The organism is Seleniivibrio sp. (assembly GCF_021209385.1).
In the GTDB taxonomy this organism is placed as follows: Bacteria; Chrysiogenota; Deferribacteres; order Deferribacterales; family Geovibrionaceae; genus Seleniivibrio.
In genome coordinates this window covers 43,462-58,647 of the sequence record NZ_JAJOIL010000009.1, presented here as the reverse complement: position 1 = coordinate 58,647, position 15,186 = coordinate 43,462, and the positions used below count along the sequence as shown (strand labels likewise).

Sequence of the window (15,186 nt, the reverse complement as noted above, 5' to 3'; positions counted from 1 at the left end):
TTAATACCTGAGATTGACGTTTACGTTACAACGTTCTCCGCCGAAGAATTTCATAGAGAAATTTTCAACCAGAGCGGGATCATAAGGTTTGCAGCTGAATACATCCAGATAGACTGTGTTTGTCAGGTTGGCAAAATGCGCTGATATCAGAGATGTTTCTATAAGTTGTGTCATGGAAAATCCGGCGACTTTTTCATCTTCGCCGAAATGGACTACAACTGTCTCACCGAATCGTTTCATTTCGATAAGGTCGCAAAGCTCCTTTACAAATGTTTTGATGGCTTCCGCGTCCCTTATTGTGTCCGGGTTGCAGTTGTAAATATCAAAGCTGGAGGCAATGCCCCAAACGCTTTCTTTCTTAGCTTTTTCCGTTAAAGCTGTCCATCGGGAAGGCTCCGCGGAAATAGTAGTTTGCTCTGCCATGAAAAAGGCTCCCTGACCCGATGCAGACTGCTTCTCATTGGTCTGCGGTATCATATGAATTTTGACTGTTATTATTCTGATTACTTCCTTTAGTCAATAAAAAAAACAGAGAAAACCCAAAAAAGTTCAGATTAATTATTATTGCATATAAAAATATAATATAGATGCATTATGCATGATGAAAATATAACGGTTAAATAGTTGGTTCGATAGAGAAAAAACAGAGACACATATGAGTTGATTATTAAGGTTTCCAGAGCTCTTTTTGAAAGAATAAACATGTATATTTGTTTCTGCGGCGATTAAAAAATAGTAATACTAAATATAAAATAGAAAATATGGGCTATTTTGCAGATTTTTGCAGTGATTTTTCAGCAAAACTGTATATGGCAAAATGCTCATACGCATCTTCGGGGTAGAGACATGAACCGACTGCAAATTTAATCGTGAACGAATTAATATTTTCCGGTTTTATTTCATGCAGTTTCATGAAGACCGACTGTTTGAGTTTTTCAAGTTCCTTCATACCCGACATTTCTCCTGCTATCAGTGCAAATCTTCCGTTTCCTATGGAGTAGGCAGATATGTTCGTATCAGTTGTGTAGTCCAGAACTTCCGCAATGTTTATAAGAACTCGTTCGGTTGTTTCCGTTCCGCATTTCTGCAGCAGTTCGTTCAGATTTGTAAGTTCAAAGAGCAGAAGCCCCAATGTGTTATGTGTTTTTGAAACAACATTAACCTTTTCTGAAAGGTCTTTGAAAAAGAGAACCCTGCCGGGCATCCGTGTCACCGGGTCATAGTTTTTGAGGAGATGTTTCGCCATTCTGCTCAGTTTTTTTCTTCCGAAGTATTCTGCGGCAGCCCATGCAGGTATGAATGACAGCAGAAGTGTGGCTGCGAATATGTATATTAAGAGCATATTTTGCTTATTCTGGTATTTTGTTATCTTTTCAGGCGGTATGCGTTGTATAATATACCAGATTTCAACGTTTTTTTTCATTATTCAAAACTTTTTCTGAAGCCTCGCCGTTTTTGAAAAGATATATGGTATTAAAAGTGAATACGCCGTTTTTTGTCTGCATCTGTCCGTTTTTTTTATATGTTATGGCATCCCATTCTTCAGGAAAATCGTTCTGGAATTTTCTGGATGCTCTGTCATCGAGCATAAACCCCCACTGATTCTGCTCATTATTGCTTAAAAGCCAATAGCCGTTGTTGTTCAGCAGGTTTATTTCTCCTGTAACGTAATTGGTGGTTCTTTTTAATCTGTTTAGAATCTCCCCGGCGTTGTAGTTCGCAATTAATATGCCTTTTTCCTTTCTGTCAGAGTAGAGTTTTACACTGAACCGTATCATGGGCTTCATCGGTATTTCAAGAATACCGTTCTCGATGTTCAGATCGAGTGGCGATATGTATATGGTATTTCCGGTTTTGCTCATGGTATTTTTGAAATAATATCTGCTTCCTTTATTTTGCAGGCTGTTTTTCGCTACAATGTAAGGTTCACCGAACTGGTAGTTTACGCGTATGCGCTCCATACCGTTTTCGTCGATATATCTTAACTGATCATAGTTGGTTCTTATTTTGGAAATGGTTACGAGGTCGGCTGCGAACTCATCCTCATATTCTTTTTTTCCTGTGGCGAGATATCTTTTCAGAGCGTCATTCTGTGAAATCAGCAGAATGTCCTCGGAGACATCTTTTATTGCATGTTTTATTGTATCAGTCTGGAAATTGACTGCTGTCAACTCGTTCTTTTTTAAACTATCAAGTGTGTATGACTGAATTCCAAGGGATATCGCGGTCAGAACGATTGTGACCGTAACAGTAACCAAAGCAAATATGAGGAATGAAATTCTCAGTATATGACTATTTATGCTGTTGATTAGTTTTTCATATTGTTCATACATCTTACCGAAAAGATGTATATGATTATGAAAATATCAAGGTTTTTTTTTGAGTCGGAGAAGGGTGCCGGTTTCCGCCGCAACTATTGCCAGAACGATGAGTGCTGCCCCCATATACTGTTTCGCCATAAGCACTTCGCCGCCTATGAAAAAGCTGAAAAAAGCCGATGATATAGGTTCCATCGTAAACATAATTGCAGCCTTTGTGGGGGTGGTGTGCTTCTGCATTGCCATTTGTACGAAAAAGCAGAAGACCGTTGCTATGGTGGCGTTAAAGAGCAGTGAATACATTACGAAGGGGTGTTTCAGTCCACCCATATCGGGATTTTCAAACGCTGCGGCGTAAAGAAGCGACATGATGGCGACAACGCCGACCTCAACAGTTGTAAGGAGCATCGCGTCGTGCTTTCTGGAATATTTATCCGTCATTATTATCTGAACGCCTATGAAGAAGGCGTTTATAAGCGCAAAAAGCTGACCTGTGGAGAGGCTTATGCTGTCTGTCAGAGTTATCATCAGCATACCTGCTGTGGAAAGAACTACGCCCACCCAAGAGAATATATGCGGATGCTTTTTTAGAAATATTGCCGAAAGAATGGGGACAAATAATACATAAGTACCTGTCAGAAAACCAACTTCGGTAGCTTTTGCATATTTCAGCGCAAGGGTTTGAAATGTGAATACCAGAAACAGGGTGAAGCCTATTTTAAGACCGTCTTTAAGCAGGGCAAACGAGAAGAGTTCGCGGCGGAACCAGCAGAAGATAAGCATGATTGCAAGAGCAATGGAAAAACGTATGCCTACGAAAGTGATAGGCTCGAAAAGCTCCACACTCTGCTTTATTATGATGAACGTGCTGCCCCATATCAGAGATATGAACAGCAGCGATCCGTCAGCAAAATATTCTCTAAACTTGTTCTGCATTCTCAAATCCTTACAAAAAGGTAATCATAAGGACTGGACTTTACACCCCTGTCAGTTATTATTCAACCTGAATTTTTTCACAGCCTGTCCCAGACTGTCGGCAAGTCCGTTCAGAATATCTGCCTGAGATGAGTTTAATTGGGCGATATCCGCGTTCGTTTTGGAAAAAGATGCTATGGTGGCGGAGTTTTCCGATATCTCACGGCTGGATCTGTTCTGCTGATCCATTGCGGCGGATATTGACTGTATGCTGTCGGAAACGCTGATAACACCTTTGATTATCTCCTCAAGCGCCTGTTTCAGACCTGAGATGAGTTCTTCCCCCTTCTGTGCCAGTTTTGCCCCTTTTTCAAAATCTTTTACTGACGTTTCAACCTGCCTGCGGATGTTCTCCGTCATGCCTGAAATTTCCTCTGTGGCGCTTCTGGTGCGTTCGGCAAGCTTACGCACTTCATCGGCAACAACTGCGAATCCTCTGCCGTGTTCACCGGCTCTCGCTGCCTCTATGGCAGCGTTAAGTGCCAGAAGATTCGTCTGGTCGGCGATATCTGTGATGACCTGTAATATCTCAGTGATATGGATGGATGAGTTGCCAAGACTGTTCATGTTTTCGGATGTGGTTACAACCGTTTCCGTAAGGGAGCTGATGCCCTCAACTGTTTCTTCAAGGGTCGTTTGTCCCTCTGCCGCACTGTTCCTTATCTGCATTACCTCGGAGCTTACCCTTTCTATGTTCTGTGATATATTCTCAAAAGAAATAAGTATCTCCCGCACTGCGCGTTCAACCTTTGCCGTGCGGTCGGATTGTGATTTTATGGCGTCGCTCAATTGACTGCTGGATTGCAGAAGGTCGTTTGAATGTCTGCTTACGTCCCCTGCGGCAAGACTGACTTCTTTGAGGGTGGTACTGAAATTTTCTGCCATGTGGTTGACGTGTTCACCCATTTCTCCGACCTCATCCTTGCGGTTTATGTCATATCTGGATGTCAGGTCACCGGATGAAAGTTTTTCAAGGAAGCTTCCGAGTCTGTTGATAGGATTAACGATATTGCTTTTGAAAAGGATGTTCATGAATATTGATGCGGCTATTATGACGATTATCGCTATAACGGTGAACCGGAAGACTATGCCGCCAATTACTCCGCCCACAAGTTCGGATGCCGGTGCGCCGCCTGCCAGTACGCAGTTCAGCGGGTCGATGTATGCATAGCTGACGAGCTGTCTTTGCCCGTTCTTCGTGTATGTGAGGGATCCCTGCTTATTTTTCAGCATCTCTTTGATATAGCTCTCTTTTGAGAGGTCTTTTCCATTCATTTTTCCGTCTGGGTGCATGAGAACTTTGCCCTTCATGTCCACAACGAAATAGTAGCCTGTTTTACCTATCTTTTGAGTAAGTACCATGTTTTCAAAAGACTTTTTTGCGTAGTTGTCTATGTATATAGAACCTGATGATGCCTCTTTCTCCGGCAGTGAGGCGCAGAGAAGCCATTGATATTTATCGCTGAAACTGCATCTGGTGTATATTTTTTCACCCATTTTTGTATTAAGGACGGTTATGTCTTTTTTATCTTTCAGAAGTCCTAAGAGGGTGTCTTCATTCTCTATCTTCATGTTTGGCATGACGGTCATAAAACCGTCAGTGTCTATGGCGAACGCAAAGCCGGATTTACCGATACGTTTCTTGTCAATTATGTCCATTATGCGGAATTTAACAGCCTCAAAATCTTCACCTGCGATGGTGTATGCGCTGGATATCCTTTCTGCGGTGTCGTTTATGGATGTCAGCTCGTTTTCCAGTATCATGTTCACGTCGCCCTTATTGGACTCCGCCAGTTTTGCCGAAAGCTCGTCAAAACCTTTCAGACGCTCTTTAATGGAGTTTGCCTGAAAAGACAGAAGAACTTCTATCTGCTTGAAAAGGTGATTTTCAATTGTGCTTATGACAGAATATCCAGTTATCACGATACTGAAAAGGATACATATGGAGAACAAGATCAGTGTTTTGGTCTTTATTCTCATGTTTTTGACATTGAAAGTCATATTTTCACCGCCGTAAATTTTTGATCAATAATAATTTAATATTTTGTTTTTACCGAATTTTATGATGCCGGGGATGATCAGTCAATCAATAGATTGTGAATTTATGTAATATTAATAATACTTTGCAAAATTTTAACGAATTCATGACAAAAAAAGGCGGTCGTTTCAGACCGCCCGAAAGGGTAGTATATGAGATAAAGGTATCAACCGAATCTTCCGGTTATATAGTCCTCTGTTTTTTTGACGGTGGGGTTGGTGAATATGGTGCTGGTGTCGCCCACTTCAATAAGCTCTCCCATGTAGAAGAACGCTGTGTAATCGGAAACCCTTGCCGCCTGCTGCATGTTGTGGGTAACGATTATGACTGTGAGTCTTTCTTTAAGCTCGTATATCAGTTCTTCTATCTTCTGTGTGGCGATAGGGTCGAGAGCTGATGCGGGTTCGTCCATGAGAAGAACTTCCGGTTCCATAGCAAGTGCGCGGGCTATGCAGAGACGCTGCTGCTGACCGCCTGAAAGTGCTGTTGCCTGAGATTTCAGCCTGTCTTTTACCTCTTCCCAGAGTCCCGCTTTTTTAAGCGAATCTTCCACAAGGTCGTCCATCTCGCTCCCTTTGGAAACGAGACCGTGTATTCTGGGCGCATATGCGATGTTCTCATAAATTGTCTTAGGGAAGGGGTTCGGCTTCTGGAAGACCATACCCACACGTCTGCGCAGTTCCACAACATCAAGCTTTGTATCGTGTATCTCCTGCTCGTCGAGATAAATTCCGCCTTCGACTTTTATGCCTTTTATGAGGTCGTTCATTCTGTTAAAGCATCTGAGGTATGTTGACTTACCGCAGCCGGAGGGTCCTATCAGAGCAGTTACCTTTCTTTCCGGAAAGGTGAGGTTTATATCCTTTAATGCTTTGAAATTTCCGTAGTAGAAGTTCAGGTTGTCAGACTTCATTTTAATGTTGTTTTCCATTATCTTTAAACTCCTGATGCTGTGTGGGTGTATATTACCATTTTCTTTCGTATTTATTTCTTAAAACAACAGCCACCGCGTTGAGCAGCAGCAGAACAGAGAGGAGCACTATGATGCCCAGAGCCGTTCTTTCCGTATATGCGCGCAGGGAGTCGCCGGACCATGTGTATATCTGCGCCGGAAGAACTGTTGCTGCCTGTGTGACACCTGTTGGGGCTGTGGGTATATACGCAAGCATACCGACGATCAGCAGGGGAGCCGTTTCACCGATGGCATGCGCCATACTGATAATAGTACCGGTCATGATTCCGGGCAAGCTCAAAGGCAGTATGTGGTGCCATACCACCTGCCATGGGGAAGCACCCACGCCCTGAGCCGCCTGACGTATGGTGTCGGGAACGGAGGACAGAGCCGCTCTTGTACTTATTATGATAACAGGAAGAGACATGAGCGAAAGGGTGAGACCACCTGCCAGAGCGGAAGAACGGGGTACTCCGAACAGGTTTATGAATATCGCCAGACCAAGAAGACCGAAGATGATCGAAGGAATGGCGGCGAGGTTGTTGATATTTACCTCGATGATGCGCGTGAACCAGTTGTCGGGTGCAAATTCCTCAAGATAGATTGCGGTCATCACGCCAATAGGTACAGAGAACATCATCGTGAGAATAAGAACGTATATCGTGCCGATTACGGCTGACAGAAGACCCGCCATCTCCGGCAGTTTTGAGTCGCCGTTGGTGAAAAACCATTTGTTGAATACCAGCTTAACCTTTCCTTCTTTTTTGAGACTGTCAATGTGTGCAATCTCTTCTTCGGAAAGTTTGTTAGGCTTGCCCTTTATATATTGATCAACTTCTGCTTCCGCAAGAACCCACTGTGTCTGAGTGGTGTTCATCAGCTTGGGGTTTTCCTCGACCATCTGAGGGATAAGACGGAGGAAACCTCGGCTGACAAGATCACTCATCTCTTCAGATACTGAAAGCTGTGGTATCTCCACAGTGTCTGCATCGTATGTTATTTCAGTCTGAACAACTGTCTGTTCAAAGGCTGTGTACCCTGTGCGAACCATATCCGAAAGGAAGAATACCAGAAACGATGCCGCCAGAACTATTGCCGATATCGACAGCAGACGGAACGAGATCTCGCCTCTGTATCTTCTCTTTATTCTTTTAAGTCGTCTTGTTTCTTTGTCCATCTTATTTCCCGATTATACGTATTGTTTGCGGAACTTTCTGATAACTATGCTGGAAACTATGTTAAGCATCAGCGTGATCACCAGCAGTACAAAACCCAGACCGAATGCCGAAAGGGTTTCAAGGCTGTCAAAAGACTGGTCGCCTGTAAGCGCATCGACGATACGCACCGTAACTGTCGTCATGCCGTCCAGCGGGTTCCATGAAAGTCTGGGCTGGAGACCTGCCGCCATGACAACAATCATTGTTTCGCCTATTGCGCGGGAGAGGGCGAGCAGAACAGCTGAAACTATACCCGGCATTGCCGCCGGAAGAAGAACGTGTTTCATGGTTTCCGAACGTGTCATGCCGAGAGCCAGAGAGCCTTCGCGCATGTTTTGCGGAATTGCGTTTATGACGTCGTCGGAAAGAGAGGACACAAACGGAATTATCATGATACCCATAACGATTCCGGGGCTGAGTGCGTTTGTGTAGTCTGCCTGTAAACCTACGCTTTCCGCCAGTTTTACAACAAGCGGGCTTACTGTTATTGCGGCGAAGAAGCCGTATACGACAGTGGGTATACCCGCAAGTATTTCAAGAATAGGTTTTACCCATCCGCGTATTCTGTTGGAAGCATATTCGCTCATGAATATTGCTGAGAAAAGACCTACCGGAACAGCCACAAGAAGGGCTATCGTTGTTATCATGAACGTGCCGGCGAATATCGGTACGGAACCGAACTGTGCCTGTGCGGCGTTTGATGCGTCGCGTCCGGCACCTTCAAGGAAGGCTGTGTCGGGATCCCATTCCGTACCTGTTATAAAACTGAAGAAGTTGACCTGTGAAAAGAACTTCATTGATTCAAACAGAATGGAGAACACTATGCCTATTGTTGTTAATATTGAAACAAGGGAAGCAGTTATCAGCATCACCTTGATTGTCTTCTCGATAAAATTCCTTGCTCTTAGGTTGTGGGTGATTTTTTTCTGGGCATACCAGAGACCCAGCGCCGCAACAAGAAGGATTGTTGTTATGTGCATTGTAAAAGGGACTTTAAATATCTTGGACGAACCCAGTATTGTGAAGATGAATGAAACTGCGAGCGATGGAACAGCCATCCATATGACGCTGTACCAGCCGTAGTGTGCGGGTCTGGAGTGAAATCTTTCTCCTGATTCGAGTTCGCCCGTTCTGGCTTTTTTACGTCCTATGTAGAATGCGGCATAGCAGAGGGGAAGAACACCGATGAGAAAGTATAAAAGAACTTTGAGCATCTGAAACTCCAAACAGTATTTAAAGGGGTCTGCCGCCCATCGGCGGCAGACCGTATATTGTCAAAGAACCGTGTGATTACTTAAGGTCGTTAAGAGTGAGAGCTGTTTTCTTAGCCCATTTAGCTCTTTGAGCATCTCTTTCAGCTTTGGGGAGCGGGATAAGACCGATTCTTTTCAGAAGGCCTTTGTCGCCGATCATTTTTTCGCTGAGGAAAAGGTTAACATATTCAGTGATTCCGGGTACTTTGCCGATGTGGCTTTGTTTTACATAGAAGTAAAGTGAGCGGGATATCGGGTATTTACCTGAAGATATGTTTGCAGGTGTGGGAGCGAAACCGTCAACAGTTGCGCCTTGCAGTTTGTCGGTGTTCTCTTCAAGGAAAGAGTAACCGAAGATACCCATAGCTTCGGGATCTTTTGCAAGTTTCTGAACGATAAGGTTGTCGTTTTCACCGGCGGGGATATAGCCTCCGTCCTGACGGATTTTAGTGTAAGCTTTTTTGCCGTACTCATCCATCTTTTCGGAAACGTGACCCATTACCATTTCTTCAAATGCGTCTCTTGTACCTGAAGAGGTGGGGGGACCGTAGATAACTATTTTTTTATTGGGCAGAGAAGCGTTAACGTCTCTCCAAGTTTTGTAGGGGTTTGCAACGAGTTTGCCGTCAACGGGAACTTCAGCTGCTACTGCAAGGAAAAGATCCTTTTTAGAAACAGACATGGGAGGGTTCTTTTTGTTGAAAGCTATTGCGATACCGTCGAAACCTATTACAATTTCAGAGATTTCTTTGTTACCGACTTCCATGTTTTTGTTGAACTCACTGTCTTTCATTCTTCTTGAAGAGTTAGTGATGTCCGGAGTGTTGAGGTCTGAACCTGCTGCGAACAGTTTATGACCGCCGCCTGAACCTGTAGACTCGATGATGGGAGTCTGGAATTTGCTGGTTGCACCGAACTCTTCAGCAACATAAGAAGAGAAGGGGTACACTGTACTTGAGCCAACGATTCTGATTTGCTCTCTTGCGTGAGCAGTAACGGTGAGACCTGCGAGTGCCATTATAGAGAGCACAAGCGTGAACAGTTTTTTCATTTTATCCTCCTGTCATTTTGGATAATCACATTCTGCTGGGGTTAGATTTACTATGAACTTGTAAAATATTTGTTAAGTGAATGTCAGAGTATAATCAAAAGTGTGATCTGTGCTTTTTTATGTCCGTGAAAGGCTTGATAAACAGTGCTTTGTGAAAAAACGTCCAGATATCATTTTTATAGTTTTTTTTCGTTTTTACAAATATGTCTTTCAGAAATTTTGTGTGTTTTTATATCAAACACATCGACATGGTCTGAACTGCAAAACACTCTTAGATGATTGATTTTTTTCTTTTTAATCTATGTAAGAAAATTGTTGACTTACCCATTGGCGTTTGGTATAAACTGAACTCCCGATAAAACGGGGTACTAACGGGATGTAGCGCAGACTGGTAGCGTACACCCTTGGGGTGGGTGTGGTCGCAGGTTCAAATCCTGTCATCCCGATTTGAAAAAAGGGACATAAGCCTTTTGGCTTGTGTCCCTTTTTTAATTTGCAGGATACAGGATTAGGCGAACTTGTTTCGGCTTCAATCCTGTCATCATCAGGTTGAATTGTTTGCCAAGTTTTTCAGGAGCAGCCACAGTTAACGGTGACGTATGTCTCTACTGAGTGTCATAAGCCTTTTGGCTTGTGTCCCTTTTTTAATTTGCAGTATGCAGGATTAGGCGAACTTGTTTCGGCTTCAATCCGAAGTGTATTTGACGAGTTTTTTAAAATAGACCACAAAGTTTGAAGATTGTATAGATGACAGAACCATAAAAACCACAGAGGTTATCATTCCTATCGCGCCAACCGCAATAAAGACAGTATTGATATCTGTACCAGACAGAATAAATGCACCTATGACTGGTCCTGCGGTCATACCCGAATTAAGGGAAAGGTTGAAATAACCTGCGGAATTCCCTATGCCGCATTTTTTGCTTTGGTTTAGCAGCAAGGCTACGCTTGATGGCTGAGACATTGCGCTGAAAACACCTATAGCGGCATAAAGATTAAAAATCTGCATGAAGTCGCCACAGAGAGGTATCATAGCAAGAAAAACAGAGGAGACCACTCCGCCGGCAGTTATAAGCGATATTCTTGACGATCTGTCACCCATTCTGCCAAATAGCTTCAGGCAGAATACCATGGAGATGGTTGATGCCCCCATGATCAAGCCAGACTGTAAACTTCCAAGCTGTAATTTCTTTTCTGCGAATAAAGGTATGAATATGCATGCAGCTGATATATTACAGGCTCTGCCGAAGATAAATATCATTAATGCAGCTATAGTCGGAGTGATGGTTGCAGATCTCTTCTTTTCTGCATCTTTTAATTTTTTGCAGTACCTTTCAGGCAGTTTTATGACAAATATAAAAGATGTTATGTATAGTACCAACATGGTAGATATCAGACCATGAAAACCAGCATACTCTCTTATCAGCCCTCCGATGAAAGGACCTATACCTAAGGCTCCATAGAATGATATATCAAATGTTCCGTTAACTGATGCTATTCTGTCTTTGTCAGATAATTCATTAAGGTATACGAGTATAACTGGACGCAGAATAGAAGCTGCTGCTCCCTGAACAAGTTTTAGTAGGCATATAGTTGCTATATTTCCCGTGTTCATATAACCAAATGCCGTAATGCAGTACAGCCCCACTGCGGAAACAGCTATATATTTAAGTTGAAATCTGTCGGAAAGTCTCCCCATCGGGACACTCAAAAAAAATTTTGAAAGTGCATATATGCCAGCAGGGATACCAAGCAGTGAGGCTTTTATGCCGAGACTGACTATATATACTGAAAAGAAAGGATCGAACATGCCGAAACCCAGAGTAAGTGTGAAATTCAGAATGAAAAGTTTTTGAAATAACTGTCTGTTTTTCATATTAGCTCCGGATCAGTTTTTTAAGACCGGACACTGTTAAAAAGTATCCGGTCTTTCTGGTTAGAAAAGTAAAAGGAGGTTTTACTGTTTACCGCCAAATGCAAACTGATATCTCAAATAGAATCTGAAATCGTTAAAATCCTCAGCAGTGTCTTCGTCAACAATTGCGTATCTCGCTCTTAGGCTCAGACCTTTCAGTGATGATTTTTCAGAGAAAGAGTATTGAACACTGAAGTCAGTTTCTGTAATGTCCGACGAAGCGCTTGAACCGGAATCCGGTGTGTCATAGAAGCTCTGGAAGATATAAGCGTCAAGACCTTCGACGCCGAGAGCTTTGAAGTTATAACCCAGCTTATATGCATACGCGTCTTCATCTTTTCTGTCAGATGCGAGTATCTGCTGAACGATGACCTTTTCGTCTCCCCACGGAGCAAAAACGTTTCCGTCGCGGGTTCTTGCATGATAAAGGGTGAGATTTACGCCATAGGCAGCAACACCGGTATTAAAGCCGTATTGAACGGAATCAATATCTCCTGCATATTCGCTGCCAGAGGAGTTCTGGCGGAGATACATGGGGTTAAAGCTTAATTGAAAGTCTCCTATTTTTTTGGAGATGCTCATTTTTGCATAGGTCATGTTCACAACGTCGTCCAGATGATATTGCCATATCTGTGCGTTGGTCTTTGCGTACTCAAGCGGGAGGTCATATCCTATACCGCCTATGAAAAGTCCGCTGTCGTCTCCTTCTGCTGCGCCTGCCGAGCTTGTCATGTCAGTAAATTCTTCATCTGCCCAGCCTCGGTATCCGTTCAGATAATAACCTGACAGAGTGAGACCTTTGATGCTGTTATTGACTACGGACAGACCTCTGAATGTTTTCGGGGTCATGCGTATGTCATGTATATTTGCGAAAGGGGTGTAAAGCTCCTGTGCGCCGTATTTTATTTTGGTATCAAACCAGTCGCCCTGAAGATAGTATTCCTGAAATTTGGAATAGTTCTTATGTTGTCCGCTGTCGCTTTTTGCCAATAGCCCGTAGACGTCATTGTCGTCGTTGTCTGTTACTTTATTTGATGTCGCGAAGCTCAATCCTGCGCTGAGACCATGTAACGGAGCGGTTTTATAATAGAAAAGAGTACCTGTTGCGAAATCCTCTCTGGTGTCGGATTCGTCAAAGTCGCGTGTAAAATAAAAAGTTCGTAACTCCGCTTTTAATGATCCCTGAGCAAAAGCTTCCTGTATGCTGTCAGCGGCAAATGTGGTTGAACACATTAACAGCGACAGCAATATTGTGAAAACTGAAGATATTTTCATTTTGTCGTCCTTTTTGTTTTTAAACATGACCGGAGGTTTTTAATCTCCGGTCATAATGAGGTGATTAAGGAACCAGAACTGTCCATGTGTGGTGTTGGTGACATCCGGTGTTGCAGAGCAGTTTAGATTCTTTATGTTCGCTGTGGCACTGTGTACAGCGAATAGGACCTGCGTGAGTTGCATGTGGGTTCATTTCAATTGTTCTCTGTGTGCGTTTTTCAAACAGGGAAACTGTTTTTCCGCTTTTGCGCATATCTGCGTGGCATGTTGTGCATGTTTCGGCTTCTGCCGCAACAGTGGGCTGTGCCGCCTTGTGACAATCCGCACAGGAAAGTCCGGCACCTTCGTGATGCTTTTTCAGGTTATATGTGTATGTTTCTGACGCAAAAGCATTAAGGCATAATGCCGCCAGAGCTGCTATAGTTAACACAATAAGATTGGTTCTCATGATTCCTCCAGATATGCCTATTTGCTGCTTGATTTTTGGATAATGTCTTTAACTGCCATTCTTCCGCCGTTGATGGCAAATGCACTTGATGTACCTTCACCGATCGTAAGGTCATAAGAGTCGCCGTAGAGACCACCGGCATCGTGTCCGATTGCGTAAAGCCCAGGAATAATGTTACCTTCTTTGTTGATGACCTGAAGGTGACCGTTGACTTTTGCACCGCCAAGTGTCGTAAGGTGGTGTATCTGACCTTTCAGAACATAGAAGGGACCTTTTGCAACTGCGCGGATAAAGCGTTTGTCTTTACCGAATTGAGCGTCATAACCTGTTTCGGCATCTTTAGTAATTGCTTCGGCAGTTTTTTTCAGGGTTTCCGGATCCATTCCTGCTTTTTTTGCCACTTCTTCAAGTGTTGCTCCCTGAAATGCGTAACCTTTTTCAACGTTTTGAGGGAAGAGTTCGTCAAAACGTTTCATTGCCTGTCCGCGTTTGATCCAGTTACCGCAAGGGTTAAGATATCCTGTTGTCTGAAACTCCTTAAGGGTGTCTGCATCAAAGACTACATATGAGTATTTGCCCTGACGACCGATAGCGTTACTTGCCATAGGCCAGTCAATTGTTTCCTGTTCATTAAAGAAACGTTCACCTTTGGAGTTAACGTAAAGAAGCGACTGACGGAACATTGCACGAAGTTCAGCATTGTTGCCGTTGCATATTGCTTCTCCGGGGGAGATGAGCATTGCGCCGTTAACTTCAAGCGGACCCATGTTATCAAGCTCTGCACCTGCACTCATAGCCATTTTGATACCGTCACCCATACGTCCGTCAGGTCCTGTAGGTACAGATTCAGGTCCGCCGTATTGAACTATCATAGGAATGTTGTTAGCATAACCGCCTGTTGCCAGTACGACGTATTTGGCGTTGATCTGAATGGTTTCTCCTTTGTAGTTTTCTGCAAGAACACCGGATATTTTGCCGTTTTTGTCAAAAAGAAGCTGTTTACCGGGGGTTTCAAGGAGAAGGGTGCCTCCTTCGTCAAGGAAAGTGTTCACCATGTGTCTGATGAAGTAAGCGCCTGCTGTGGGATAGATGTGCCATGTTTTAAGAGGGTTGTCTTTAAATGCACTTTTCACTTCTTTGTAGTGAACGCCGTGATCCCATACCCATTGTATGGTCTTGGATGATTCGTCAACAAAAGCTTTTGTAAGTTCTGCATTGCTTTTCCAGTGGTGATATTTCATGATATTGTTGAATGCCTGTTCTTTTGTCAGCGGTATCTTTGCCTGTTTCTGCATAAAGCTTTCCGCTGCGAAAGAACCCTCCATGAAATTACCCGCTCCGCCTGTGAAAGGCATTTTTTCAAGCAGGATGGTTTTAAGCCCTGCTTCCTGTGCGGAAACAGCCGCTGTCGTGCCGCCTGCTCCTGCTCCGACTACGCATACATCCACATTATAGATTTTTTCCGCGGCAAAAACGTTACATACGGAAATAATGAGGACTGCGAGAACTGAAAAAAATTTTTTCATAACAACTCCTTTAGGAATAATTCCTCAAAAAAATAGCTTTCAGGCATTTGCCATTGCCTGATAAACAAGTCTAACTTTTTTGGGTATACGAACAATCAGATACGGTGATTTGGTGTATCATGTGATATAAGAATGAATTAATAAGAGCATCTTCCGCGGCGGATATATATATCCGGTGATATACAAACACAGTCTAAAACTGAAAATGAATTTTGAAT

The 15,186-nt window shown here is 43.4% G+C and carries 12 protein-coding genes, 1 tRNA gene and 1 pseudogene; 1 reads left to right on the top strand and 13 read right to left on the bottom strand.

Annotated features, from left to right (window positions below; translation table 11 throughout):
- From LRY47_RS02830 to LRY47_RS02790, 9 genes and pseudogenes are all read right to left on the bottom strand, one after another.
- Nucleotides 1–345 (bottom strand): annotated as a pseudogene (locus LRY47_RS02830) (S-adenosylmethionine decarboxylase); the annotation flags it as partial.
- A gap of 421 nt (nt 346–766) precedes the next feature.
- Nucleotides 767–1,342, bottom strand: a complete 576-nt coding sequence (locus LRY47_RS02825; RefSeq protein ID WP_295222391.1) for a diguanylate cyclase — start codon at nt 1,340–1,342, stop codon at nt 767–769.
- A gap of 64 nt (nt 1,343–1,406) precedes the next feature.
- Entirely contained in the window at nt 1,407–2,258 is an 852-nt protein-coding gene (locus LRY47_RS02820; protein ID WP_295222390.1) for a cache domain-containing protein, read from the bottom strand.
- Between the two features lie 108 nt (nt 2,259–2,366).
- Nucleotides 2,367–3,254, bottom strand: coding sequence for a DMT family transporter (locus LRY47_RS02815; RefSeq protein WP_295222388.1), 888 nt, complete (start codon nt 3,252–3,254; stop codon nt 2,367–2,369).
- A gap of 51 nt (nt 3,255–3,305) precedes the next feature.
- Nucleotides 3,306–5,294 (bottom strand): methyl-accepting chemotaxis protein, encoded by a 1,989-nt coding sequence (locus LRY47_RS02810; protein ID WP_295222386.1) that lies wholly within the window; start codon nt 5,292–5,294, stop codon nt 3,306–3,308.
- Between the two features lie 203 nt (nt 5,295–5,497).
- Nucleotides 5,498–6,262, bottom strand: a complete 765-nt coding sequence (pstB, locus tag LRY47_RS02805; RefSeq protein ID WP_295222385.1) for a phosphate ABC transporter ATP-binding protein PstB — start codon at nt 6,260–6,262, stop codon at nt 5,498–5,500.
- Between the two features lie 34 nt (nt 6,263–6,296).
- Nucleotides 6,297–7,460 carry a phosphate ABC transporter permease PstA gene (gene pstA, locus LRY47_RS02800; protein WP_295222383.1) on the bottom strand — a complete coding sequence of 388 codons (1,164 nt, stop codon included), beginning with the start codon at nt 7,458–7,460 and terminating at the stop codon, nt 6,297–6,299.
- 12 nt (nt 7,461–7,472) lie between these two features.
- Nucleotides 7,473–8,714 (bottom strand): phosphate ABC transporter permease subunit PstC, encoded by a 1,242-nt coding sequence (gene pstC, locus LRY47_RS02795; protein WP_295222381.1) that lies wholly within the window; start codon nt 8,712–8,714, stop codon nt 7,473–7,475.
- Nucleotides 8,715–8,790: 76 nt separating this feature from the next.
- On the bottom strand, nt 8,791–9,804 hold the full coding sequence (locus LRY47_RS02790) for a PstS family phosphate ABC transporter substrate-binding protein (RefSeq protein ID WP_295222379.1): 1,014 nt from the start codon (nt 9,802–9,804) through the stop codon (nt 8,791–8,793).
- A gap of 372 nt (nt 9,805–10,176) precedes the next feature.
- On the opposite strand from LRY47_RS02790, the gene LRY47_RS02785 reads away from it, so the two are divergent.
- Nucleotides 10,177–10,250: transfer RNA gene (locus LRY47_RS02785), tRNA-Pro, on the top strand.
- 239 nt (nt 10,251–10,489) lie between these two features.
- Here the strand turns inward: LRY47_RS02785 and LRY47_RS02780 are convergent.
- From LRY47_RS02780 to LRY47_RS02765, 4 genes are all read right to left on the bottom strand, one after another.
- Nucleotides 10,490–11,680 (bottom strand): MFS transporter, encoded by a 1,191-nt coding sequence (locus tag LRY47_RS02780; protein WP_295222378.1) that lies wholly within the window; start codon nt 11,678–11,680, stop codon nt 10,490–10,492.
- Between the two features lie 81 nt (nt 11,681–11,761).
- Nucleotides 11,762–12,994, bottom strand: a complete 1,233-nt coding sequence (locus LRY47_RS02775; RefSeq protein WP_295222377.1) for an OprD family outer membrane porin — start codon at nt 12,992–12,994, stop codon at nt 11,762–11,764.
- A 64-nt stretch (nt 12,995–13,058) separates the two neighbouring features.
- Nucleotides 13,059–13,442, bottom strand: coding sequence for a cytochrome c3 family protein (locus LRY47_RS02770; RefSeq protein ID WP_295222376.1), 384 nt, complete (start codon nt 13,440–13,442; stop codon nt 13,059–13,061).
- 17 nt (nt 13,443–13,459) lie between these two features.
- Complete coding sequence (locus tag LRY47_RS02765; protein WP_295222374.1) at nt 13,460–14,968, bottom strand: FAD-dependent oxidoreductase; 1,509 nt, start codon at nt 14,966–14,968, stop codon at nt 13,460–13,462.
- Nucleotides 14,969–15,186 lie beyond the last annotated feature (218 nt).